Source organism: Streptomyces sp. 35G-GA-8, assembly GCF_023534745.1.
GTDB lineage: Bacteria > Actinomycetota > Actinomycetes > Streptomycetales > Streptomycetaceae > Streptomyces.
In genome coordinates this window covers 464,108-487,776 of record NZ_JAMHJQ010000003.1, presented here as the reverse complement: position 1 = coordinate 487,776, position 23,669 = coordinate 464,108, and the positions used below count along the sequence as shown (strand labels likewise).

The 23,669-nt window shown below is 72.3% G+C and carries 19 protein-coding genes; 10 read left to right on the top strand and 9 right to left on the bottom strand.

What is annotated here, in order from left to right:
* Positions 1-28 precede the first annotated feature (28 nt).
* The 4 genes from M1203_RS08425 to lnt all read right to left on the bottom strand — a co-directional run bounded on the left by M1203_RS08425 (position 29) and on the right by lnt (position 5,127).
* Positions 29-1,951 (bottom strand): GAF domain-containing protein, encoded by a 1,923-nt coding sequence (locus M1203_RS08425; protein WP_249948906.1) that lies wholly within the window; start codon positions 1,949-1,951, stop codon positions 29-31.
* 147 nt (positions 1,952-2,098) lie between these two features.
* A complete protein-coding gene (locus M1203_RS08420) occupies positions 2,099-2,974 on the bottom strand; it encodes a 3-hydroxybutyrate dehydrogenase (RefSeq protein ID WP_249948905.1) in 876 nt (291 codons plus the stop codon).
* A 56-nt stretch (positions 2,975-3,030) separates the two neighbouring features.
* Complete coding sequence (locus M1203_RS08415) at positions 3,031-3,510, bottom strand: NUDIX domain-containing protein (protein ID WP_249948904.1); 480 nt, start codon at positions 3,508-3,510, stop codon at positions 3,031-3,033.
* A gap of 9 nt (positions 3,511-3,519) precedes the next feature.
* Entirely contained in the window at positions 3,520-5,127 is a 1,608-nt protein-coding gene (gene lnt, locus M1203_RS08410) for an apolipoprotein N-acyltransferase (protein ID WP_249948903.1), read from the bottom strand.
* A gap of 354 nt (positions 5,128-5,481) precedes the next feature.
* Here lnt and M1203_RS08405 point away from each other — a divergent pair, with 354 nt between their 5' ends.
* Positions 5,482-6,543, top strand: coding sequence for an O-antigen ligase family protein (locus M1203_RS08405; protein WP_374402408.1), 1,062 nt, complete (start codon positions 5,482-5,484; stop codon positions 6,541-6,543).
* Between the two features lie 23 nt (positions 6,544-6,566).
* Here M1203_RS08405 and M1203_RS08400 read toward each other — a convergent pair whose 3' ends face one another.
* Positions 6,567-7,127, bottom strand: coding sequence for a hypothetical protein (locus tag M1203_RS08400; RefSeq protein ID WP_249948902.1), 561 nt, complete (start codon positions 7,125-7,127; stop codon positions 6,567-6,569).
* A gap of 124 nt (positions 7,128-7,251) precedes the next feature.
* Positions 7,252-8,130: a glutamate racemase gene (locus M1203_RS08395; RefSeq protein WP_249948901.1), complete on the bottom strand. Its 879-nt coding sequence runs from the start codon at positions 8,128-8,130 to the stop codon at positions 7,252-7,254.
* A gap of 58 nt (positions 8,131-8,188) precedes the next feature.
* Here M1203_RS08395 and M1203_RS08390 point away from each other — a divergent pair, with 58 nt between their 5' ends.
* On the top strand, positions 8,189-9,442 hold the full coding sequence (locus tag M1203_RS08390) for a glycosyltransferase (protein WP_249948900.1): 1,254 nt from the start codon (positions 8,189-8,191) through the stop codon (positions 9,440-9,442).
* Positions 9,443-9,497: 55 nt separating this feature from the next.
* On the opposite strand, the gene M1203_RS08385 is transcribed toward M1203_RS08390, so the two are convergent.
* A complete protein-coding gene (locus M1203_RS08385) occupies positions 9,498-10,796 on the bottom strand; it encodes a TerD family protein (protein WP_249948899.1) in 1,299 nt (432 codons plus the stop codon).
* A gap of 251 nt (positions 10,797-11,047) precedes the next feature.
* On the opposite strand from M1203_RS08385, the gene M1203_RS08380 reads away from it, so the two are divergent.
* The 4 genes from M1203_RS08380 to M1203_RS08365 all read left to right on the top strand — a co-directional run bounded on the left by M1203_RS08380 (position 11,048) and on the right by M1203_RS08365 (position 15,919).
* A complete protein-coding gene (locus tag M1203_RS08380; protein WP_249948898.1) occupies positions 11,048-11,530 on the top strand; it encodes a DUF6643 family protein in 483 nt (160 codons plus the stop codon).
* A 120-nt stretch (positions 11,531-11,650) separates the two neighbouring features.
* Positions 11,651-12,514, top strand: a complete 864-nt coding sequence (locus M1203_RS08375) for an MOSC domain-containing protein (protein WP_249948897.1) — start codon at positions 11,651-11,653, stop codon at positions 12,512-12,514.
* 213 nt (positions 12,515-12,727) lie between these two features.
* The gene (locus tag M1203_RS08370; protein WP_249948896.1) at positions 12,728-13,339 is read left to right on the top strand and encodes a hypothetical protein; all 612 of its coding nucleotides are present in this window, start codon (positions 12,728-12,730) and stop codon (positions 13,337-13,339) included.
* Positions 13,340-13,501: 162 nt separating this feature from the next.
* The gene (locus M1203_RS08365) at positions 13,502-15,919 is read left to right on the top strand and encodes a right-handed parallel beta-helix repeat-containing protein (RefSeq protein ID WP_249948895.1); all 2,418 of its coding nucleotides are present in this window, start codon (positions 13,502-13,504) and stop codon (positions 15,917-15,919) included.
* Here M1203_RS08365 and M1203_RS08360 read toward each other — a convergent pair.
* Entirely contained in the window at positions 15,889-18,342 is a 2,454-nt protein-coding gene (locus tag M1203_RS08360) for a hypothetical protein (RefSeq protein WP_249948894.1), read from the bottom strand. The genes M1203_RS08365 and M1203_RS08360 overlap by 31 nt on opposite strands.
* A gap of 167 nt (positions 18,343-18,509) precedes the next feature.
* On the opposite strand from M1203_RS08360, the gene M1203_RS08355 reads away from it, so the two are divergent.
* The 4 genes from M1203_RS08355 to M1203_RS08340 all read left to right on the top strand — a co-directional run bounded on the left by M1203_RS08355 (position 18,510) and on the right by M1203_RS08340 (position 22,396).
* A complete protein-coding gene (locus tag M1203_RS08355; protein WP_374402400.1) occupies positions 18,510-19,358 on the top strand; it encodes a DeoR/GlpR family DNA-binding transcription regulator in 849 nt (282 codons plus the stop codon).
* Positions 19,253-19,504, top strand: a complete 252-nt coding sequence (locus M1203_RS08350; RefSeq protein WP_374402535.1) for a hypothetical protein — start codon at positions 19,253-19,255, stop codon at positions 19,502-19,504. The genes M1203_RS08355 and M1203_RS08350 overlap by 106 nt, the downstream gene beginning before the upstream one ends.
* A gap of 165 nt (positions 19,505-19,669) precedes the next feature.
* Positions 19,670-20,107 carry an SRPBCC family protein gene (locus tag M1203_RS08345; RefSeq protein WP_249948892.1) on the top strand — a complete coding sequence of 146 codons (438 nt, stop codon included), beginning with the start codon at positions 19,670-19,672 and terminating at the stop codon, positions 20,105-20,107.
* A 195-nt stretch (positions 20,108-20,302) separates the two neighbouring features.
* The gene (locus M1203_RS08340; RefSeq protein WP_249948891.1) at positions 20,303-22,396 is read left to right on the top strand and encodes a hypothetical protein; all 2,094 of its coding nucleotides are present in this window, start codon (positions 20,303-20,305) and stop codon (positions 22,394-22,396) included.
* A gap of 26 nt (positions 22,397-22,422) precedes the next feature.
* Here the strand turns inward: M1203_RS08340 and M1203_RS08335 are convergent, their stop codons facing one another.
* A complete protein-coding gene (locus M1203_RS08335) occupies positions 22,423-23,580 on the bottom strand; it encodes a PLP-dependent cysteine synthase family protein (protein WP_249948890.1) in 1,158 nt (385 codons plus the stop codon).
* Between the last annotated feature and the right edge of the window lie 89 nt (positions 23,581-23,669).

The following is a 23,669-nucleotide window of genomic DNA, read 5'->3' as shown; positions in this document are numbered from 1 at the left end:
GGGGCCGTCGTACGGTGGATCTTCCCGTTCACCGTACGACGGCCTCCGACATCGCGTGCAGCCGCAGCGCCAGCTGGATCTCCAGGGCCCGTGCCGGTGACTGCCAGTCGGGGCCGAGCAGCCGGGCGACGCGTTCGAGGCGCTGGGCGACGGTGTTGACATGGACGTGCAGCTCGTCCTTCGTACGGGCCGGGCTCATCCCGGAGGCGAAGTAGGCGCCCAGGGTGCGGACGAGGTCCGTGCCCCGGCGCAGGTCGTATGCGACGACCTCACCGATGGTGCGGTCCACGAAGCCCTCGATGTCGCGGGAGTCGGAGAGCAGCAGACCGAGGAAACCGAGGTCCTGGGCGGCGGCGCCGTCGCCCGAGCGGCCGAGCAGCCGCAGGGCGTCGAGACAGCGCCGGGCCTCCGCGTATGCCTCGGCTATCGCGCCCGGACGCGCGGCGGGCGCCTCGACGACCGTGGACGCGCCTATGGTGACGGGCTCACGAAGGGCGCCGCCGAGCTGTCCGGCCGTACGTCTCGCCAGATCTGCGGCGGTGTCGCCGGGGACGAGCGGCAGCAGCAGAACCGTCCCGCCGTCGCGGGTGGCTGCCAGGCCCTGTCCGGTCGCGGCGAGATGGGACGCGGCCGACCACAGGCGGCGCCGGTCGGCCGTCTCCCGTTCGGTGGCTCCCGGGGCGCCGCCCGCGCCGGGGACAGGGCCGTCGATCCGGGCGGCCAGCACCACATGCGGAGCGTCGAGGTCCGCGCGCAGCCGGGCGCCCCGTTCACGCAGCAGGCGCGGATCGCGGTCGGGGGCGTCGAGGAGGTCGTCCAGCAGCTCGCCCCGTACCCGCTGTTCGGCTTCCCCGGCGGAGCGGCGGGCGAGCAGAAGCAGGGAGGTGACCATCGCGGCCCGCTCCAGGGTGCGCTGGTCGACGGGGTCGAGCCCGGGGTGCCCGCGCAGGACGAGGGCGCCGAGCAGTTCGCCGCCCGCCGACACGGCCGCGCCCCAGACCTCGCCGTGGCGCTTGGCGTGGCCTTCGGTGCCCGTCAGTTCCAGCGCGGTCACGGACCGGGAATCGGCGTGTGCGAACTCCACCGTGCCGTCGAGCACTTCGGAGAGCGCGCTCGCCACGTCGTGGACGCCTCCGCCGCGCAGCACCAGTTCTGTCAGCCGGTCGTGCACGTCCGAGGCGCGTTCGATGACCGCGCTGTGCTCCTTGATGATCTCGTTGGCCTTCTCCAGCTCCGCGAGCGCCGTCCGTGTCTCCCCCAGCAGATTCGCGGTGTCGATGGCGACGGCGGCGTGCGCGGCGAACGAGCCGAGCAGCGCGATCTGTTCGCGCTCGAAGACCCGGGCATGGCGGTCCGCGGCGAAGAGCACACCGATGACCTGGCTGCCGAGCATCAGCGGGACACCGAGGATGGCGACCAGCCCCTCGTCCCGGACTCCGGAGTCGATGGTTCTGGTGTGCTGGAAGCGCGGGTCGTCGAAATAGCTGTCGGTGACATAGGGGCGCGCCGTCTGGGCGACGAGCCCGCCCAGCCCCTCCCCCATGCCGAGGCGGAGCTGCTGGAAACGGGCCGATACCGAGCCCTCGGTGACCCGCATATACGTGTCACCCGCCTCGGGGTCGTTGAGGCACAGATAGGCGACCTCCGTACCGAGCAGCGAGCGCGCGCGCTGGACGATCGCGCGCAGCACGGCGTCCAGATCGCGCAGCCCCGCCAGGTCGTGCGCGGTCTCGAAGAGCGCCGACAGCTCGGCCTCGCGCCGCCGTCGCTCCGCCAGCTCGGCCCGCACCCGCAGTGCAAGCCGTTTGGCGTGCTCCAGCGCGGCGAGCGCCTCCGGCCCGGCGCCCTCGGCACGGGCCAGCAGCGCGGGTCGGTCATACGCCTCCGCCGCCGCGCCGCGTGCGAGGAGCTCCAGGTAGGAAGCCTGATCGTGGGTCATGTCGTGGGACATGGACACAGGATTACCCGCCCTACTGCCGGCCGCGCCAGCCCTGTGGACAACGGATGCGATGTGGAGAACCCGGTCCCCCGTCCGGGCCACCCGCCGGTGACCCCGGCCGCGGTCCGACCGCGACCTGTCCGTGGGGCCCGCCCGAGGTCAGTGCGCGGTCCAGCCACCGTCGAGCGCGAGCGAGGTGCCCGTGACGAAGGACGCCTGGGGGGTGCACAGATAGGCGACCGCCTCGGCCACCTCGTCCGGTTCCAGGAGCCGCTTGAGCGCGGAGTCCTGGAGGAGGACATCGGCCACGACCCGCTCCCGGGGGATGCCATGGCTCTCCGCCTGGTCGGCGATCTGCTTCTCGACCAGTGGGGTGCGCACATACGCGGGATTGACGCAGTTGGAGGTGACCCCGTGCGAGGCACCTTCCAGGGCAGCGGTCTTGGAGAGCCCTTCGAGGCCATGTTTTGCCGCCACATAGGCCGCCTTGTAGGCGGAGGCGCGCAGCCCATGTACGGAGGAGATATTGACGATCCGGCCCCAGCCCTGGCCGTACATGTGCGGGAGCGCGCCCCTGATCAGCCGGAAAGGCGCCTCCAGCATGACCGTCAGGACGGTGTGGAACACCTCAGGCGGAAAGTCCTCGATGGGCCGGACCAGTTGCAGTCCCGCGTTGTTGACCAGGATGTCCGTCCCCCGTGCCACACGCTCCGCCGCGTCCAAGTCGGTGAGATCGAGGACCCGCGGTTCGACGGCCCCGGGCAGCCCGTTCGCCTCCCCGGCCAGCGAGTCGAGCCCTTCGCCGTCCCGGTCCACGGCTCTGACCCGGGCCCCCGCCGCCGCCAGACGCAGCGCGCAGGCCCGGCCGATGCCGCTCGCGGCGCCGGTGACCAGCGCGGTGCGGCCCGCCAGATCGAGGAGGAGCGAAGCGGTGACAACACCGTCGGAGGCGGGCGCGGGACGGTCGGCGGTGCGGGACCCCGGCGTACGGGGGCCCGGACCCGGCACGGATTCGGGTGTGGTGGGCACGGTCATGTTCCGCACCTTAAGGAGCGGCGTCGGCCCCGACCGATATGGTCAGCGCCCACACTTCACCCTGAAGTGGTGGGTTCGAACCATGTGGGTTCATCGGTGAGCGCCTGCTTGATCCGGAAGAGCGCGAACTCCTGAAGCGCCGGCAACGCGTCCACGGCGAACCACCCCACGTCCAGCGACTCGTCGTCATTGACCCGCGCCTCACCGCCGACGGCGCGGCAGCGGAAGGTGATGTCCATGTACTGGCACTCGTCACCATTGGGGTAAGTGACCGGCTTCAGCGCCTGGACGAGCACGACCCGCTCCGCCACACACCGCACGGCGGTCTCCTCGTACACCTCGCGCACCGCCGTGTCCGCGGGCTGTTCCCCCGGCTCCGGGATCCCTCCGATGATCGACCAGCCTCCGGTGTCGACGCGCCGCCCGAGCAGCACACGCCCTTCGTCGTCGAAGACGATCGCGCTGACGCCGGGCAGCAGAAGGAGCTGGTGTCCGGCGGTGGCCCGGATCTCTCGGATGAAGTCAGGGGTTCCCATGCTCCGACCCTAACCGCCCGCCGACCGGCGCCGGTTGCGTACGGAATGGACGGCCACCCAGCCGAGTCCGGCCACCGCGACCGCCGCCAGCACGCCTTCCGGCAGGGTGCCCAGTCGGGTGGCGGGGGTGAGCGAGGAGCGCAGCGGCACCTCGGCGACCAGCGCGTCCGGGGTGAACATCCCGGTCTGCTGGGTGATCGTCCCGTCCGGCTGGATGATCGCGCTGACACCGCTGGTGACCGGGACGATCACGGTCCTGCTGTGCTCGACCGCCCGCACCCGCGACATCGCCAGCTGCTGATACGTCATCTCGCTGCGGTCGAAGGTGGCGTTGTTGCTGGGTACGGAGATCAGCTGGGCGCCATGCGTGACGGTGTCCCGTACGGCCCAGTCGAAGGCCGCCTCGTAACAGGTCGCGAGCCCCACCTCGGTGCCCGCGAGGTCGAAGACTCCGGGCTTCGTGCCACGGCCGAAGTCCCGCCGCACCATGTCGGCGTAACCGGGGCTGATCATCCTCACGAGCGGGCGCATCGGCAGGAACTCACCGAAGGGCTGGATCTGCCGCTTGTCGTAGGTGTCGGTCGGACCGCGCTCCGGGTCCCACAGGATCTGCGTGTTGCGCAGCGGTCCGGTGTCCGGGGTGACGACGGCGCCGACGGAGATGGGCACCCCGATCGCCCTGGCGGCCTGGTCGATGATGTCGCGCGCGTCGGCGTTGCGGTACGGGTCGATGTCGGAGGAGTTCTCCGGCCACAGCACGAAGTCGGGCCTGGCCACCTTGCCGGCCTTCACATCGGCGGCGAGCTGGAGCGTCCTGCGTACATGGTTGTCGAGGACCGCGCGGCGCTGGGCGTTGAACTCCAGGCCGGCTCGGGGCACATTGCCCTGGACGGCGGCGACGGTCGCGGTGCCGTCCTCCGCGGAGTCGTCGACGAGCGGCAGCGCGGCGAACGCCACGGCGAGCGGGACGAACACGGTGGCCGCGGCGGCGGCCATGGCCCGGCGCGGGAGCGTTCCGGTCCGGCGGTACGCGAGGGTCTGACGCAGCGCCTCGTACAGTCCGAAGCCGCACAGCACGACGGCGAAGCCGAGCACCGGTGTGCCGCCGAGCGCGGCGAGAGGAAGGAAGACACTGTCGGCCTGGCCGAAGGCGATCTTGCCCCAGGGGAAGCCGCCGAACGGCACCCGGGCGCGGACCGCCTCCCCGAGGATCCAGACGGCCGCGGCCCAGACCGGCCACAGGGGCAGTCGGCTGACGACCGCGATCCCGAGTCCGGTGAAGCCGATGAACAGCGCCTCGATCGCGACGAGCCCGAGCCAGGGCCCCGGCCCGACCTCGGCGCCCGTCCAGAACAGCAGCGGCAGCAGGAAGCCCAGGCCGGCGAGGTAGCCGAGGCCGAACCCCGCGCGGGCCCGCCGCCCGTGCAGGCTCCAGGCGAGCAGGGCGAAGCCGGGCAGCGCCAGCCACCACAGGGTGCGCGGCGGGAAGCTCACATAGAGCAGTACGCCCGACACCACCGCGGCGCCGGGCCTGGCGAGCCTCCGCAGCAGACGCTGCCCGCCGCTGGACGCGGGGGCGGGTGGCGGGGGCTCTACGGTGGTCATGGTGGCGCTCACCCGGCGGAGTCTACGGTGATCGGCTGTGCGCCGGGAGCGCGGTGATCCATGGGGCGGTCCGCCGAGCTCCGCGTCGACCGGTGCGCCGAGCGTCCCGCCGAGAGGTCCGCCGGGCGTCCCGTCGGGTGCCCGCCGAACTGTCTGCGCCGAGTAGTCCGATCGAGTGATGCCGGGCGGCGAGATCCGTCGGGTGACCCCGTCTACCGGGTGGTCGGCTGTACGCAGTAACGTTCCTCCACAATGTCTCCACACATCCCCACGATGGCGGTTACCGTGTGCGTCGGCTCTGACGACCTTCTGGCCGGATCCGGCCGTCATCGGACGGGGTCCGTCACGGCTCAGGGGGTCGACGGGATGGCTGCGCGGGCGGAGCACTCCGCGACACGGGAAGCCGTACGGGAACACGTCCACAACCCCGTGGGGGAACGAGGCCGGGGACCCGACATGCTGGGCGCGCTGGTCCTGGGCGGCTGCGCCGTGTGGCCCCTGATCAGCGCGGCGGAGCGGGACGGCAGGCCGGAGGGCGCCCTGCTGGCGGTGCTCGCCGTCACCGCGGGGTATGTGTTCGGCCGGATCAGCGGGTCGCTGGTGCCGGTCGCCACCGCGTCCGCCCTATCGGTCGGCGCGCTCGTGGCGGCGCTCGTCACGAGCCATGAGACATTCGGCGCGGCCGTGGCCGTCGTCTCTCCGTCCGGCGACACCGGCGCGGTCACCGCGCTGCTCGTCCTGGCGGCGGGCGCGGCCTGCTGCGCGGCCACGGCGGCCCGGCGGCCGGCCGTACGCACCGCGCTGCGGCTGCTGGCGCTGGCGGTCGCGGGCACCGCGTCGCTGCTCGGCTCCTTCGTGGGGTTCGTCGCGACCCTCGGGGTGCTGCTGTGCTCGCTGGCGGCGGCCAGAATGCGCCGCCGGCTGCTCGCCCTCGCCGGTTTCGGGCTGGCGACGGCGTTGGTCGTCGGTATGTCCTGGGCGGTGGCGGAGCGGGCGCTGCCCGAGGGGCTGTCGGTCTCGCTGGAGGGGCAGCTCACCCAGTACCGGGTGGGGCTGTGGCACGACGCGGCCGAGCTGGCGAAGGAGAATCCGGTGCTGGGCGCGGGCCCGGACCGCTTCGGCGACCTCAGCCCCACCCTCTCGCAGTCGCTGGACACCGACGGCAAGCCGCACTCGGCGCCGCTCCAGCAGGCCGCGGAGCAGGGCGTGGTGGGGGTTCTGCTCCTCGGGGCGGTGTTCTGCTGGCTGCTGTACGGACTGGGGCGCTCGCCCTGCTCCACTCCGGTGGTCCTGACGGCCGGCGCCACCCTGACGGCACTGGCCGCGCTGGCGAGCGTGGGCAGCGCGCTGAGCTTCACACCGGTGACGACGGGCGCGAGCCTGCTCGCGGGTCTGGCGATGGCGAGAAGGGCGGCCGACCCGATCTGAGGGGCCGGGACGAAGAGGACGGCTCAGACGCCTGCCGCGTTGGGCCCGGGGAGCAGCAGCAGCCGGCTGCGGATGATCCGCACCGCCGACTCGGCGTCGTCCACCGTCACCGTGAAGGTCCTGCCGTCCCCCAACTTGAGGACAAGTGCCTCGCCTCGGCGCACCACCACGGCGGTGCCCATCTCGGGACGCCAGCGGTATCCCCAGCCGCCCCACTGGCGCGGGGTGACCCGGGGGACGAAGTCCGCGTCCACCACATGCGCCAGTTCGATACGGCGCCGCGGCAGTCCCATGTGGCCGCAGCGCACTTCCAGGAAGTCGCCGTCGACCTTGACCGCCACATGGACGAAGGCCAAGGTGCCGAAGAGGATGAGCAGGCCCGCCGCCACGCAGCCGATGACGGACATCAGCAGCGCGGCGACCCCGGACGTCCAGTTGGAGTCCACGGCCAGCTCCACCCCGAGCGCGACGCACCCGGCGCCCGCGGCGGCGAGCAGCCACTGCACACGGTTCGTGGCGCGTCCGGTCCAGGTCTCGGGCAGGGGCTCGGCGCCTTGGCCCTCCTGCCGGGGGTACTCCCTCATGGCAAGCAGCGTACTCAAATTCCACCCAAGGGGGAGCTTGATGACCGCCGAATGGAGGGCTACGTCACAAGGACCGGCGGCCCGGTCCTCGGGACCGGCGGCCCGGTCCTCGGTTCCCGCTCGGTCAGTGCACCTGACTGACGGCGGCGAGCAGCCGCCCCTCTGCGTACGCCAACGCGGGTTCCGGCAGTGCCGACTCGCGCCCGCCGAGCAGGACGGTGAGGCGCCCGGTGAGGCGTCCACCGAGGGGCCCGTTCCGCGGAACGCTCACTCCGGCAGTCCCCTGAGCCGCCGATGCGGGGCCCAAACCTTCCGCCCCTTCCGCCACCCCTGCCGCGACGGCCCGTACGCCACCGATGCGGCGCAGCGCCTGTGCGGCGACCGCGCCGGCCGAGCCGTGCAGGACGATGGCCGCCAGGCCACGGTGCCCGAGGGCGGTACGGATACGCTCGGCGACCAGTTCGTAATGGGTGCAGCCCAGGACGACGACCCTTACATCACGGGGGGTCAGCGCGGCGGCGGCGGCCACCGCGCGGTCGATGGCGTCGTCGTCCGCGTTCTCCACCGCGTCCGCGAGTCCGGGGCAGGGCACTTCGGTGACCTCGGCGGACGCGGCGAATTCGCGGATCAGACCGCGCTGGTACGGGCTGCCCGTGGTGGCCGGAGTGGCCCAGATCGCGAAGGGCACGCCGCCCGCCGCCGCGGGCTTGATCGCCGGGACCGTACCGATGACCGGCAGTCGCGGCTCCAGCTCGGCACGCAGCGCGGGCAGGGCGTGTACGGACGCGGTGTTGCAGGCGACGATCAGCGCGTCGGGGCGGTGTTGGGCCGCGGCCCGCGCGACGACCAGCGCGCGCTCGGTGACATCTCGTGGGGAACGGGGACCCCAGGGCATTCCGTCGGGGTCCGAGGAGAGGACCAGATCGGCCTCGGGGCACAGTCGGCGTACCGCACCGGCCGCCGCCAGCAGACCGATGCCGGAGTCCATGAGTGCGATCTTCACCCAGTCACCATAGTCGACAGCATGTGCGGTCCGGTCGATGTGGTGCAGACTGCGGCGAATGAGCACCGTTGCCTGGATCGCCGTGGGTTCGCTGGCCGCTTGGGGCTGGCTGTTGCTGGGTCAGGGGTTCTTCTGGCGAACCGATCAACGGCTGCCCGCGCACGAGGACGGTATCGCCGGTGAGGGTGCGTGCCACGACGACGGCGGCCGTGACCCCGAGGGCCGCCCGGAGGACGCCGACCACGACGATCCGAAGCGGTGGCCGTCCGTCGCTCTCGTCGTCCCCGCGCGGGACGAGGCGGCCGTACTGCCCGAGTCCCTGCCGTCCCTGCTGGCGCAGGTCTATCCGGGCCGGGCGGAGATATTCCTCATCGATGACGGCAGCGAGGACGGTACGGGCAGACTGGCCCGGGAGTTGTCCGCGCGATACGGGGGGCTGCCGCTGACGGTGGCCACGCCCGGTGAACCGGAGCCCGGCTGGACCGGAAAGCTGTGGGCGCTGCGGCACGGCATCGGACTGGCCCGCGCCCGCGATCCCGAGTATCTGCTGCTGACGGACGCCGATATCGCGCATGAGCCCGACAGTCTGCGGGAACTGGTCATGGCGGCCAGGACGCATGAACTGGACATGGTCTCGCAGATGGCGCGGCTCCGGGTGGCGAGCGCCTGGGAGAAGCTGATCGTGCCCGCGTTCGTGTACTTCTTCGCGCAGCTCTATCCGTTCCGCTGGATCAACAGCCCGGGCGCGCGCACGACGGCGGCGGCCGGTGGCTGCGTACTGCTGCGCACGGAGGCCGCCGAGCGCGCTCGGGTGCCGGAGTCGATCCGGCAGGCGGTGATCGACGATGTGTCACTGGCACGGGCGGTCAGACACAGCGGGGGGCGGATCTGGCTGGGGCTGGCGGAGCGGGTGGACAGCGTGCGCCCCTATCCGCGGCTGGCCGATCTCTGGCGGATGGTCTCGCGCAGCGCCTACGCGCAGCTCCGGCACAATCCGCTGCTGCTCCTGCTCACGGTGGCGGGCCTGGGGGTGGTCTATCTGGCGCCGCCCGTCGCCCTCTGCGCCGGAGTGTTCGGTGGTGACGAGGCGGCGGGGTGGCTGGGGTTCACCGCGTGGGCGGTGATGACCGGGACATATCTGCCGATACTGCGCTATTACCGGGTGTCGCCGTGGCTGGCACCGCTGCTGCCGTTCACCGCGCTGCTCTATCTGCTGATGACGGTCGACTCGGCGGTGCGGCACTACCGGGGCCGGGGCGCGGCCTGGAAGGGGCGTACGTACACCCGTCCCGAGACCGCCCAGGACCGCTGACCCCCCGCCACCGGACCCACCGCCACCGAGGATTCGACCGGCCTTCGCTCCTCGGTCACTTCCTGCCGGGTGTCCAGTTCATGCCCCAGCCATAGGCGTAATCGATGGTGCGCTGCGGGCTGACTCCGCGTTCCGGTACGAGAAAGCGCGCTTCACGCTGGACGACGAGGTCGGAGCCGGTATTGGTGATCAGGGCCAGCGAGCAGACCGTCGAGGGCACCGTGCATTCCCCGAGCGCGAAGTCGATCGCGGCGCCGTGCTGCGGCTGGAGAGTGACGCTCGCGTCGAGATCCGCGAAACTGCGCGCGCCTTCGTAGATGGTCACGAAGATGACGACGCGCCGCAGCCGGTCCTTGTGGTCGAGGTTGATGGTGAGGTTCTCACCGCTGGAGACCGCGCCGGTCCTGTCGTCGCCGTCGAGATGGATGTACGGCGGCTGGTTGAGCGCGCCAAAGGCATTGCCGAGCGCCTGGACAACGCCTTTGCGTCCGTCGCTCAGTTCATAGAGCGCGCACAGGTCGAGATCGAGATCGCTGTGGTTGGCGACGGCCCGGCCGAGTTTGGCGCCCCAGCCCCTGAACTGTTTGCGCATCTGCCAGTTGAGGTTGACGCGCATCGCACCCGAGGTGCCGCCCTGCTTGGTCAGGGAGACGGACGGGGCGTCCTTCGTCAGTGTCACCTTGCTCAGCCGTACGGGCGCGGGCGCGGGTGACGGCGCCGGAGCGGCCGGAGCCGGAGGGGCGGCGGGCCTCGGGGGGCGTACGGGCTCGGAACGTACGGGCGCCGGGCGCGTGGGCGCCGGGGCCGCCGGGGCGGTGCGCGGCGCCGGCTGGTCATCGACGGAGATACCGAAGTCCGTTGCCAGGCCCGCCAGTCCGCTGCCGTAACCCTGGCCCACCGCCCGGAACTTCCAGCTCCCCTGGCGTCGGTAGAGCTCACCGAGGAGGAAAGCCGTCTCGACGGTCGCGTCCTGGCTCTCGTACCGCGCGATCTCGGCGCCGGACGTCGCGTCCAGGACTCTCACCCGCAGGCCGGGCACCCTGCCGAAATTGCCCCCGTCCGCCGAGGCCGCCAGCACGATCCGCTCGACGGCGGGCTCGACCCGGGCGAGATCGACGGCGAGCGTGTCCGTGACACCGTCCGGGCCGGTCTTCTTGCCCTCGTGGCGTACCGCACCGGACGCGTGTGCCGGCTGGTTGTAGAAGACGAAGTCCGCGTCCGAGCGCACCTTTCCCGACACGAGCAGGAGCGCCGAGGCGTCGACGTCCGGCACCCCCGGTCCCGAACGCCATCCCAATTCGACCCGGACGGCCTGCGCCTGTACCGGAAGATTGGCTCCCTTAAGCATGGACATGCTCGCCCCCATCGCGAGTCGCGGTGTCCCGAAGATTACGTGCGGCCAACCTAATCGCTGGAACGCCGGACGGACCCCCTGGGATCCGCCGCAACCCCCCGCCAGCTTGCCCTTTACACGATCCGAACACCATCGGACGACCGTTTTTCCCATGTTCGCTCGCATTGGGGATCCGAAGTCACCTAGAGCTCCCGAAACAACCCCCTTATCGGACTCCCCAACCGGCACATGGTGGGCTTAACTTATGTCCTATGACCTCCCCCCGCGCCACCTACGGCGGCGGTTACTACACCGCGCCGTCGTTCCCGGACACCCCGATCTACGACTCCCTGGTCGCGGAGCGGGGCACGCCTCAGATCGCCCCGATCCGAGTGCCTTCCGCCTACGACACGGGCAACAGCTATCTGCCGGCGCTGCCCGCCGCGCTGCCCGCCCTTCCGGCGGGTCCCTCCCCGTCGAATTCCTCGTACTCCTCGTACGGGAACGGCTACCAGCAGCAGCCGGCGCCGGGGCCCATGCCGCTCCAGCACGCGCCGGCGCCCTACATCCCGCAGCAGGCTCCGCCCCGCGGCTACCCGGGCCAGCAGCCCCAGCAGCAGGCGCAGCCGGGGCGTCCCATGCCCGGTACGGGCTACGAGGCGATGCGCCCGGCGGCGCCGCGTCCCGTGCCCGCCGCGCAGCCTCCGCACTACGAGGACCCGTACAACCGGCCCTACCAGCCGCGGGGGTACTGACAGCGCGGGGGCGTCGACAGCTCGGCCGTATCGACCGCGCGGGCGTAATCGACGGGCACGGGAGTACCGACGGGGGGTACTGACCCGCTGTGCGTCCCGGGCGGCTGGCAGGATGGCTTCATGCCGAAGCCAGCCCGTCTCGTTCTGCACGCCCTGCGGGTCCATCCGGTCAAGTCGATGGCGGGCTGTACGCCGGACAGCGCGGATGTGGAGCCCTGGGGGCTTGCCGGGGACCGCCGCTGGGCGCTGATCGACGCGACGGGGAAGGCGGTCACACAGCGCCAGCAGCCGCGCATGGCGCCGGCCCGCGCGGAGCCACGGCCGGACGGCGGGATCCGGCTGACCGTGCCGGGCATCGATCCGCTGGTCATCGGTGTGCCCCGGGCGGACGAGACCGTGGTGGCGGACATCTTCGGGACCAAGGTCGAGTCGGTGCTCGCGGGTCCCGGCGCGCGCGACGCGGACGGTACGCGGCACGACGTGCACAGGACACTGAGCAGGTACCTCGGGGTGGAGGTCCGGCTCGTGCATCTCGACGATCCCGCCGTCCGCCGGCCCGTCGACCCGGCCTACGCGCGGCCCGGGGAGACGGTGAGTTTCGCGGACGGGTTTCCGCTGCTGGTGACCACGACCGCGTCGCTGGACTGCCTCAACTCCCTGATCACGCAAGGGGATCATCCGGACGAGGGACCGCTTCCCATGGAGCGGTTCCGGCCGAATCTCGTAGTGGCCGGAGCGAGCCCCTGGGAGGAGGACGACTGGCGGCGCATCGCCGTCGGTGAGGTCACCTTCCGGGTCGCCAAACCGTGCGGCCGGTGTGTCATCACCACCACGGACCAGCGCACCGGCGAGCGCGGCAAGGAGCCGCTGCGCACCCTCGGCCACTACCGGCGCTTCGACGGCAAGTTGGTCTTCGGACAGAATCTCGTGCCCGAGTCCACCGGCACGCTCCGGGTGGGCGATCCGGTGACCATTCTCGAATGATGTCTTCCCGGGACCCGGATCCGGGGCGGACCGGACAGCCGTTCGCCCCGGCGTGAACACCCGCGCGAAACCCGTGCGTCACAGGAACACCACCCGGCATCCGGCGTATTACATGCACGGGGCATCGAGGTGAGCTTGCTCTCTCTTGCCGTCCCGTACGGGTAAACCCTGCTCCCCGCGGCTAAAACGGACACGGGAAGGAGGTGCGGGACCGTGCGCATCATCGTGGGAATCTGGCGCTGGCGGCACAATCCCCTGCGCCGGGGCACCGACCTCGCGGAGGCGTGGGTCGCGCTGACGGCGGTGCTGCTCTTCGCCCTCGCCACGCCCACCGTTGGCTGGATCTTCGCCAACACCCTTGACACATCACTGCGGAACACCGTACGCGTCCAGCACGAACAGCGGCATCGCACCACCGCCGTGGTCGTCGGCCGCGCGGCGGACCAACGCCATATCGCCTACGACGCCGAGTCGGTCTCGGATCACTCCTCGGGCACCCGCGTGACGGCCACGTGGTACGCGGCGGACGGCAGCGCGCACAAGGGCACGGTCTCCGCCCCGCTGCGGGAACCGCGCGCCGGCGACACGTTCGGCATGTGGACCGACCAGCGGACCAACAAGCAGGTCCGGGGCCCGATGGACGCGACGAGTGCGCGCGTTCACGCGGTTCTGGCCGGATTCGGCGCGACGGCGCTGGCCGGGGGACTCGTCGAGTGCGCCCGGCGGCTGATCGTATGGCGGCTCGTACAGCGGCGCTACCAACGGCTCGACCGGGCCTGGGCCGCGACCGGTCCCGACTGGGGACGTACCGACGCGGGCAGCTGAGACGATGCCTTCCGGCAGCTGAGACCAGTCGTTCGCGTCAACTCGGCGCCTCCACGCGCGCTACGGTGGTGCCGCCCGGTCGCCGTTGCGGCCGGGGTCCGGGGCCGGTACCCGGGACGGCAGAGCACGCGCACACGCACGAGGTGGGGGCACAGCAGCGCCATGGCACAGGGCACGGTCCAGGTGACGCACACCGGAACATCGCGTTGGCGGCGCCGCACGGGCGAATACGCCTCCCTCGCCGCGGCCCTGGAGGCCGCGGGTGACGGTGACGTCCTCACGATCGCCCCGGGCACCTACCGGGAGAATCTCATCGTCACGCGAGCGGTCACGCTGCGCGGCCAGGAGGGCTCGCTCGGCTCCGTACGCATCGCGCCCGCCGACGGGGTGCCGCTGACCGTGCGCGCCTCCGCCACCGTCCAGGACCTCCATGTGGAGGGACAGGACTCGGCGGCTCCCGCGCTGCTCGTCGAGGACGGCACGCCCGAGCTGTCGGACCTGCGGATCGTGACGCGTTCCGCGGCCGGTCTCGAGGTGCGCGGCGCGGCCCGCCCGACGGTCCGCCGCTGCACCGTCGACAATCCGGCCGGGGTCGGTATCGGCGTACTCGACGGAGCGGGCGGGGTGTTCGAGGACTGCGAGATCGTCGCCGCGGGACAGTCCGGTGTCTCCGTGCGCGGCGGCGCGCATCCACGGCTGGAGCGCTGCCGGATCCATCACGCCTCCGGCTCGGGGCTGTCCGTCACCGGCGAGGGCAGCGGTCTGGAGGCGGTCGGCTGCGAGGTGTACGAGATCAAGGGCACCGGCGTACAGATCGCGTCCCGGGGCGCGGCCCATCTCACCGACTCCTCCGTGCACCGCACCTCGGCGGACGGGATAACCCTGGACACCGACGCCGTACTGACCCTCTCCGACTGCGACATCCACGACATCCCGGAGAACGCCGTCGATCTGCGCTCCCGCTCGGTGCTGACGCTGACCCGCTCGACGGTGCGCCGGTTCGGCCGCAACGGTCTCTCCGTCTGGGACCCGGGCACGCGCGTCGACGCCAACCAGTGCGAGATCCATGACAGTACGGGCGACTACCCGGCCGTCTGGGTCAGCGACGGCGCGACCGTCGTGCTCGACTCCTGCCGGGTGCATGACGTGCCCGACGCGCTCTTCGTCCTCGACCGCGGCTCGCGCGCCGATGTCGTGGACACGGATATCTCGCAGGTGCGCAACACGGCGGTGTCCGTGAGCGACGGGGCCACCGCGCAGCTCGACGACTGCCGGATCAGGGAGGCGTCCACCGGGGCCTGGTTCCGTGACCACGGCAGCGGCGGCACCCTCAACTCCTGCACCATCGACGGCGTCCAGACCGGGGTCATCGTCACCAAGGGCGCCGATCCCACCATCGAGCGCTGCACGGTCACCTCCCCCGCCGAGGCCGGTTTCTATGTCTCGGCCGAAGGCCGGGGCACGTTCCACAGCTGCCGGGTGACGGGGAGCGGCGGATACGGCTTCCATGTGATGGACGGCTGCCGTACGACGCTCACCCGGTGCCGTACGGAACGGTGCGCGCGCGGCGGGTACGACTTCGCGGAGGACGGGCCGACCGTCGAGGACTGCACCAGCGACGAGAGCGGCGTGCTGACCCCGCCGACGCCGTCCCTGGAACCGTCGGCGGTGCTGACCGCGACGCAGTCCACCGGACTCCTCGGCGCGGCCCCGTCCCGGAGCGCCACCGCGGGGCCCTCGGACGCCGCCCCCGAGGCGACGGCTCCCGCCCGTGCCTCCGAGGCCGTCCTCGGCGAACTCGACTCGCTCGTCGGCCTCGACAGCGTCAAGCGCGAGGTGCGCGCGCTCACCGACATGATCGAGGTCGGCCGCCGCCGCAAGGAAGCGGGCCTCAAGGCGGCGTCCGTCCGCCGCCATCTGGTCTTCACCGGCTCCCCCGGCACCGGCAAGACGACGGTGGCCCGGCTGTACGGCGAGATCCTGCACTCCCTCGGAGTGCTGGAACGGGGCCATCTCGTCGAGGTCTCCCGGGTCGATCTGGTCGGCGAGCACATCGGCTCGACCGCGATCCGTACGCAGGAGGCGTTCGACCGGGCCCGCGGCGGTGTGCTGTTCATCGACGAGGCCTATGCCCTCTCCCCCGAGGACTCGGGCCGGGACTTCGGCAAGGAGGCCATCGACACGCTGGTGAAGCTGATGGAGGACCACCGGGAAGCGGTGGTGGTGATCGTGGCCGGGTACACCGTCGAGATGGAGCGGTTCCTGACCGTCAACCCCGGTGTCGCGTCCCGGTTCTCACGGACCATCACCTTCAGCGACTATGTGCCGGAGGAACTGCTGCGGATCGTGGAGCAGCAGTCCGAGGAGCAGGAGTACCGGCTGGGCGAGGGTACGGCCGAGGCGCTGCTGAAGTACTTCACGGCGCTGCCCAAGGGGCCCGCCTTCGGCAACGGCCGTACCGCGCGCCAGACGTTCGAGTCGATGGTGGAGCGGCACGCGGGCCGGGTCGCCCAGCTGCCGGAGACCAGCACGGACGACCTGACCCTGCTCTACGCGGACGATCTGCCCGAACTGCCCTGAGCCCGCTGCGCCCCGGCCGCCTTCCCGGCCTCCTTCTCGGTCCGCTGCGTGGGCACCGCGGCCGGCGGCAACCGGTCGAGCAGCGCGGTGCGTTCCGCCGCGAAGACCGGGTCCGCCTGGTAGTCGGAGTGGCCGAGGATCGGCTCGGGCAGCGGGTGGAGCATCGTACGGCCGTAGGCGAGCGGGTCCTTCAGCGGCCCGCGGTCCACCTCCGGGCGGTCGCCGTCCTCGGGGACGCGGACCGGGCCGCCGATCGGGTCGGTGGACCGCCACAGATTGCGCCAGCAGTGCACCTCCGTGCTCAACTGCCGCAGCTGCTCGGCGCCGAAGTACGCGGGGAACCAGCGGCCGTAGAGCCGCTCAAGCGGTGAGCCGTAGGTCAGCAGCGCGACCCGGTGGCGGGTGGCGGACCGCAGCTGCCAGACGGCCGCGGCGGCCAGCACACTGCCCTGGGAGTGGCCGGAGAGGACGAGCCGGCCGCCGGTGCGACCGGTCCAGGAGAGGATCCGCCAGGTGAGGTCGGGGACCGCGCGTTCGGCGTAGCAGGGCGGCGCGAAGGGGTGGGCGGCACGCGGCCAGAACGTACCGACGTCCCAGAGGATGCCGATGGTGCGCCGGGCGGAGGCGTCCCGGTAGGCGCGGCGGCCCCAGGTGACGAACAGCAGGAAGCCCAGGCCGACCAGCCAGGAGCCGATCGACTGCGCGGTGTCGGCCACGGACTCGATGAAGGAGTCGGTGCCTCTCGCGGCCTCCCCCGGCACCTGTCCGCTCAGCCAGGACCCGGCGACGGCGCCCGCGCCGAGCAGCAGCGAGGCCCCGGAGACGGTCCCGACGAGCCGGGGTGCGTAGTCGGTGAGCTCGGCCGTGGCCCGGGCGCCCGCCACCTGGCGGGTGCGGAGGGCGTCCGCGGTCTCCTCCCCGTACTCCCGCTCCACCTGCGGGGCCAGCCGGCGGGCGGCCCGAACCGTACGGATACCGAGGACGGCGACAGGGACCAGCAGCAGTACGAGCAGTACGGGAATGACCGAGGCCTGCCAGCTCAGCAGCACCGGCGGGCCCACGATCGCGCCGTCGCCCGTGCCGGGCGTGGCGTCCCCGTCCAGCCAGTCGGCGACGCGCTGGGCGACACCGCCGGTCATCACCCCGCCCAGGGCGCAGGCGAGCATCGCGACGGCGGGTCCGCCCAGGCCGCGCATCGCGACCCGTCGGTGCGGCGCGCGGCGGTGCAGGACATGAGCCGTGACGACGAGCACGACGATCAGGGCGATCTGTGCCAGGGCGAGCACCAGGAAGGACAGATTGCCGGGGAGCCCGCCGGTGGAGACCCAGCCGGGCCTGGACCAGGCGGCGTGGACGACGGCCAGCGCGAGCACGCAGAGCACCGTGGCGGGCAGGGCGCTGATCAGCAGCTTGTCGAGGGAGCCGTCGCGCTTGCGTTCGCTGCGGCCCCGGCTGCACACCACCCAGAGCACAACGGCCGCGCACCCGGCCTGCGTTACCTGGAGCAGCGGCCCGAGCGGATCGAGCGGTCCGCCGCCGGTGCCGCGGTCGTGGTCGGTGGCGGCGGCCGTGAGCGCGGCGGCGATGGTGAGAAAGCCGGCGGCGGTGTGGGCGGCGCGGAGACGGGCGACCAGTCGGCGTCCGTACCAGAAGCCGGGACGACCGAGGGCGGGCCGTACCGTCACCGGGTCGTCGCTCGCGGCCCCGCCTTCACCTGCGGCCGGAGCCTCGCCGATGCCCGGAGCCTCGCCGGTGCCCGGAGCCCCCTCGGTGCCCGGAGCCCCGTCGGTGGGCGGGCGCTGGGCCTCGTACGCGGTCCATGTGCGGTTGGAGAGGTACCACAACAACACCACCAGCGCCGTCGGCACCACGGCGGCGAGGGCCAGCCGGCGCCCCGGCTGCGACCACCAGCCGCCCCGCTCCGGCGACAGGAAGCCGAGCCAGGAGCGGTCCGCGACACACCGCGCCGATCCCGCGCACTGCCACGCCGTCAGATCGAGCGCGACCTCGCAGGCCGCGGCCGTCAACAGCACGGTGAGCGTGAGGGCGACCAGCCGTACGAGCACCCCGTACAGCCGCTGCGACCTGCCCAGGCCCTTCGTGGCCGGCCGCATCCAGTGCGCGAGGTTGATCACCATGAACGGGAGCAGCAGCAGCCACAGGGCCCGTGAGCCGTTGCCCGAGGTGAGATTGGACCAGCAGTACGCCTCGGGGACCGGCCGGCCTTCGTAGCGCTCGGGGTGGAGTTCGGCGTCCACATCGTCCGCGCGCCGGTACACGGCGGCCGTCTCGTCCCCGGTGATCCTGACCGTACGCGGATCATCGAGCATCTTCTGGGGAGTGGCCCCGCCGACGCCGTGGACCAGAAGTTCGAGCGCGGCTCCGCCACTGCGCGGCTGCGGATCCGGTGTTTCTGGGGACACTTCGATGGCTCGCTCTCGGAAAGACTCGGCACGACGGCGGGCCGTCCCCGGCCCTCACTGAACCTCCCCTCCCCTCCGCCCCGTCAACCACTGCGGCGGGCGCCGGAACCGCGTGGGAGTATGAGGCCCCTGACGATCGAACACGACGCGGAAGGACCGGCACTGCGGTGAGCGACAACCAGAATCTTCTCGCGGAGCAGCGCCGTGCCCTGATCCTGGACGAGGTGCGCAGGCGCGGCGGGGTCCGGGTCAACGAGCTGACGCGCAGGCTCAGCGTCTCCGACATGACCGTGCGCCGGGATCTGGACGCGCTGTCCCGCCAGGGTGTCATCGAGAAGGTGCACGGCGGCGCGGTGCCGGTGATCGAGGCCAGTACCCACGAACCGGGCTTCGAGGCGAAGTCGGCGCTTGAGCTGACCGCCAAGGAGGACATCGCGCGTGCGGCGGCGGCCATGGCGGTGCCCGGCAGCGCCATCGCGCTGTCCGGCGGTACGACCACATACGCCCTGGCCCACCATCTGCTGGACGTACCGGATCTGACCGTGGTGACCAACTCGACGCGAGTCGCCGATGTGTTCCACACGGGCCAGCGGGCCGTCGGGGGCGCGGGCGGGCAGCGGCCCGGGGCGGCCATGGTGGTGCTCACGGGAGGGGTCCGTACGCCGTCGGACTCGCTGGTCGGCCCGGTGGCGGACCAGGCGATCCGCTCGCTCCACTTCGATGTGCTCTTCCTCGGGGAGGCGGAGACCAACCGGCATTTCGTACGGTCCGCGCGCCGGGTGNGGTGCTCACGGGAGGGGTCCGTACGCCGTCGGACTCGCTGGTCGGCCCGGTGGCGGACCAGGCGATCCGCTCGCTCCACTTCGATGTGCTCTTCCTCGGCGTGCACGGCATCTCCGCCGAGGCCGGGCTGTCCACCCCGAACCTCGGGGAGGCGGAGACCAACCGGCATTTCGTACGGTCCGCGCGCCGGGTGGTGGTCGCCGACCACACCAAGTGGGGCACCGTCGGGCTGAGTTCCTTCGCGACGCTGGAGCAGGTCGACACGCTGGTGACGGACTCGGGGCTGTCGGCCGCGGCCCGCGCGGAGATCGCCGAGTATCTGCCGGGGCTGGTGGTGGCGGGCGAGTCCGCGGAAGGGTCTGTTCCGCAGGACGACTGACCGCGCACGCGCACGGATCGGGCGATCCACGCGGGGCGTGCGGGCGATACGTGCGGGGCGTGCGGGGCGTGCGGGCGATACGTGCGGGGCGTGCGTGCGTGCGGGCATGCGGGCGATCCGTGCGGGCCTGCGTGCGGTCCGTGGTGCGCGGCTTACGATCGCCGGGTGAGCGCCTTCCGTATCGACCGCACCTCACCGCTGTCCGCCGACGAGGTCTGGCGGCGGCTCACCGACTGGCCGGCCCACGCGGACCAGGTGCCGCTGACGAGGATCGCCGTGCTGACCCCGGGCCCCACCCGCGTCGGAACCGTCTTCGTCGCCCGCACCGGAATCGGCCGGGCCGGCTTCGACGATCCGATGGAGGTCGTCCGCTGGCAGCCGCCCGCGCCGGGCGTGCCCGGTCACTGCCGGCTGGAGAAGCGCGGCCGGGCCATCACGGGCTGGGCCGAGATCCACGTGCGGGAGGAGGGCGCCGCGACGCGGGTGCGTTGGGAGGAGGAGTTGCGGATCGGTCTGCTGCCCGGGCCGCTCGCCCCGTTGACCGCACGGGCCGGACGGACGGTGTTCGGCCGCGTCGTCGACCGGCTGCTGCGGGGCCGATGATCTGTCCACCACCGATGATCCGTCCACCACGCGCGGTGTCAACCGGGAGGGCGTCAACTTCCGCCTCATGGAACGGACATGGTCACTCCTACGATGACCTTCGCATCCTTCGCACTCCTCGCTCGTTTGGCCTGATGAGCAGCGCCGAGCGAAGACGCGACGACGCGTCAGCACATGCGGAAGGGCACCGTCCCCATGCCGAGCCACCGACAGCCGACCGACAACGCCGCAACGGGCCCGCGTCCAGGCGTCGATGACGCCGAGGCCGCCCTCGTCGAGCACTACCCTCGGCTGGTCCGGCTGGCCTATCTCACCCTCCCTCCCGCGCTGGGCCGTCATCGACGCGTCCTCACCGCGCACGCCACCGTCCAGCATGTGCTGCCGGGCGCGCGCAAAAGCGACTCGCGGGCGCGGGTGCCCGGTCAGCGCATGCCGAGCGGCTCCGCCTTCGCCTGGCTACGGGGTCAGGTGCTGCGTGCCGCGCTCACCCATGAGCAGCCGTCCCCCTGGTGGCGAGTACGGGCGGTCCGGCCGCGGACCGGCCTGCCGCTCGTCGTGGGGCTGCGGCTCTTCCCCAGGGCCGGCGGCACCGACGAACTCGCCCTGGACCAGGCCCTGTCCACGGTCAACGCGCCGGCGCGCGCCGCGCTCGCCCTGCGCGTGCTTGAGGGTCTGTCCGAACAGGCGGTCCGCGCGCTGCTTGAGGACGCGGGGGTGGCGGACCCGGCCGCCGCCGTGCGTACGGCGCAGCGGCTCGCGGCCCATCGGGACGGCCGCGCCGGAAAGCTGCTCGGTACCTCGGAGTTCGACCCCTGTACGGTGCAGACCCGGCCGACCGATCTGCTGCGGCGCAGACAGCGGTCGCGGATCGCCGGGGCGGCCGTCGCGATCGCGCTGGCCGGGACGGTGCTCGCGGTGTCCCTGCCCGAGGACGGCCCTCCGGAACGACCCGTCGCCGGAGCCCACGGCGACGGCGCACTCTATGGTCCGACCGGTACGGCGGCGCTCGCCCGCGCTCTCGATCCGGCGCTGCTGGAACGCGCGCCGGAGGCGGCGTGGACCGGCACCTCCCGGATCGACTTCTCCGTCTGGCCCGCCAGGGGCGGCCGTACGGACGACACCGCGCTGCTGAAGCGCGCGCTGCGCGTCTGGGGCGGCCCGGGGCCCGCCGTGCGGGTGTCCGCCACTCCGGGCACCACTGCGGCGCCGCCCACGCAGCCGCCGCGGCTGCTGTACGCGGGCGACCAGGACGGGACGGCGGTGGTCCTGCTCCACGACGGGCAGCGGATCGTACGGTACGCGGAGCCGGTTTCGAAGCGGGTGCCGCTGCCGAAGCGGGGACCGCTGCCGGAGGGGGCCGCACTGCCGGACTCGGCGTCCCTGCCGGACTCGGAGAACCGAGGGGTGCCGATGCCCGACCGCGACGCGCCGTCCCTGGACTTCGCCCGTGCCGACCAGGCCGACATGACGACCGCCGCCGCGCTCACGGTCAGCCGTACCCCGGACGGGGCCCGCTATCTGCTCGCCCCGTGGATCGCGGGGGCGGCCACCCGGGATCTGCTGGCACCCGACGCCCCCGCCCGGAGCCTCGGGGTCAGCGCCGACGGCGTGACCGCCGCCGTAGCGGCCCCGGCGTCCGGCGGCGACTGCGTGGCCTGGCCGGCGCTGGTGCTGCGCTCCTCGGAGAGGATCGTGGAGCGGCACTCGTTCCTCGTCACGGACCTCGGCGAGACGGCCCCGGCGCATCTCACCTACACCCCGCCACCCGGCACCGGCGCGCCCGCACGCCGCCCGAGGGAGGTGACCGGCGAACCGGCGCTGCTCAGCTGGGCACGTACCGCGTGCTCGCTGCGGGACCTGCGCGGTTCCGGCGTACGGGACGTCAACAACTGGGCGTTCGCCGAGCAGTCGCTCCCGGAATCGGCCGGCCGGTCCACCTGGGTCTGCACCCGCGCCGACACCTGGCGCGGTCCGGGCCGGATCCTGGTGCAGTTCCAGCGGCCAGCGCCCGTGCCCACGACGCCGGGAACGGTGGTGGCCGAGGCTGAGAACACCGCGTCCTGCGGCAGGTTCGGGCCGCACATCCTGGCCGGGACGCGCTGGCGCTCGCCCTCCGGGAAGTGGTTCCTGCTCGCGGCGGGCAGCCGCGACATCACGCGGATCGAGGCCACCGGCAGCGTACGGGCGAAGACGTCGGCGACGACGCTGGCGGTACGGGCGCCCCGAGAGGGTTCCGTACGGCTGTCGGCGCGGCTCACCGGCGGGGGCAGCCTCCGGGCGGTGGGCTGAGAGAACCGGACGCGGTACGGCGGCCGTCAGTCCGGCCAGACGCCGCTCTCCAGGAAGCGGTCGAGCGTCGCCGTGTACGGCGCGATGTCCAGGCCCTGTTCGGCCAGCCACGCGTCCGAGTAGTACTTGTCGAGATAGCGGTCGCCCGGATCGCAGAGCAGGGTGACCACACTGCCCTGGCGCCCCTCCGCGACCATCTCCGCGACGATCTTCAGCGCGCTCCACAGCCCGGTGCCGGTGGAGCCGCCCGCCTTGCGTCCGATGGCCCGCTCCAGGGCGCGCACGGCGGCGACGCTCGCCGCGTCGGGCACCTTCATCATCCGGTCGATGGCGCCGGGTACGAAGCTCGGCTCCATCCGGGGCCGGCCGATGCCCTCGATCCGGGAGCCGCGCTCGCTGCACGCCTGCGCGTCGTGCCGGGTCCAGCCGTCGAAGAAGCAGGAGTTCTCCGGGTCGGGGACGCAGATACGGGTGTCGAACTGCATGTAGTGGACGTAGCGCGCGATGGTCGCGGAGGTACCGCCGGTGCCTGCCGTGGCGACGATCCACGTGGGCACCGGATAGCGCTCCAGCCTCAGCTGCTGGTAGATCGATTCGGCGATGTTGTTGTTGCCGCGCCAGTCGGTGGCGCGCTCCGCGTAGGTGAACTGATCCATGTAGTGGCCGCCGGTCCTGGCCGCCAGCTCGGCCGACTCCTCGTACAGCTTCCGGGAGTCGTCGACAAAGTGGCAGCGCCCGCCGTGGAATTCGATGAGCCGGCACTTCTCCGCACTGGTCGTGCGCGGCATCACGGCGATGAACGGCACCCCGATCAGCTTCGCGAAGTACGCCTCGGACACGGCCGTCGAGCCGCTGGACGCCTCGATCACCGGTGCGCCGGGCCTGATCCAGCCGTTGCACAGCCCGTAGAGGAAGAGCGAGCGGGCGAGCCGGTGCTTGAGGCTGCCGGTCGGATGGGTCGACTCGTCCTTCAGATACAGATCGATTCCCCACCGCTCGGGCAGCGGGAAGAGCAACAGGTGGGTATCGGCGGAACGATTGGCGTCGGCCTGGACCTTCCGTACGGCTTCTTTGAGCCATGCCCGGTAGGCGGGATCGCTGCGGTCCACGTCGACGGTCGCCGTCGCCCGGCCGTCCGGGGGCGTCGTCGTCCCGTCCGTGCCGGTTCCGTCCCGTCCAGTCATACGTACCGTTCCTCGTCCGTCGAACCGGTCCCCGTTCCCCAAAGGTACCGCCACCACCTGCGCAAACGTTGACTTTGGGCAGCCATAGC

Bases quoted from the DNA above. Each gene is read 5' to 3' on its own strand.
- M1203_RS08425 (WP_249948906.1), bottom strand. From the start codon at position 1,951: ATGTCCCACGACATGACCCACGATCAGGCTTCCTACCTGGAGCTCCTC.
- M1203_RS08420 (WP_249948905.1), bottom strand. From the start codon at position 2,974: ATGACCGTGCCCACCACACCCGAATCCGTGCCGGGTCCGGGCCCCCGT.
- M1203_RS08415 (WP_249948904.1), bottom strand. From the start codon at position 3,510: ATGGGAACCCCTGACTTCATCCGAGAGATCCGGGCCACCGCCGGACAC.
- M1203_RS08405 (WP_374402408.1), top strand. From the start codon at position 5,482: ATGGCTGCGCGGGCGGAGCACTCCGCGACACGGGAAGCCGTACGGGAA.
- M1203_RS08400 (WP_249948902.1), bottom strand. From the start codon at position 7,127: ATGAGGGAGTACCCCCGGCAGGAGGGCCAAGGCGCCGAGCCCCTGCCC.
- M1203_RS08390 (WP_249948900.1), top strand. From the start codon at position 8,189: ATGAGCACCGTTGCCTGGATCGCCGTGGGTTCGCTGGCCGCTTGGGGC.
- M1203_RS08385 (WP_249948899.1), bottom strand. From the start codon at position 10,796: ATGTCCATGCTTAAGGGAGCCAATCTTCCGGTACAGGCGCAGGCCGTC.
- M1203_RS08380 (WP_249948898.1), top strand. From the start codon at position 11,048: ATGACCTCCCCCCGCGCCACCTACGGCGGCGGTTACTACACCGCGCCG.
- M1203_RS08375 (WP_249948897.1), top strand. From the start codon at position 11,651: ATGCCGAAGCCAGCCCGTCTCGTTCTGCACGCCCTGCGGGTCCATCCG.
- M1203_RS08365 (WP_249948895.1), top strand. From the start codon at position 13,502: ATGGCACAGGGCACGGTCCAGGTGACGCACACCGGAACATCGCGTTGG.
- M1203_RS08340 (WP_249948891.1), top strand. From the start codon at position 20,303: ATGCCGAGCCACCGACAGCCGACCGACAACGCCGCAACGGGCCCGCGT.
- M1203_RS08335 (WP_249948890.1), bottom strand. From the start codon at position 23,580: ATGACTGGACGGGACGGAACCGGCACGGACGGGACGACGACGCCCCCG.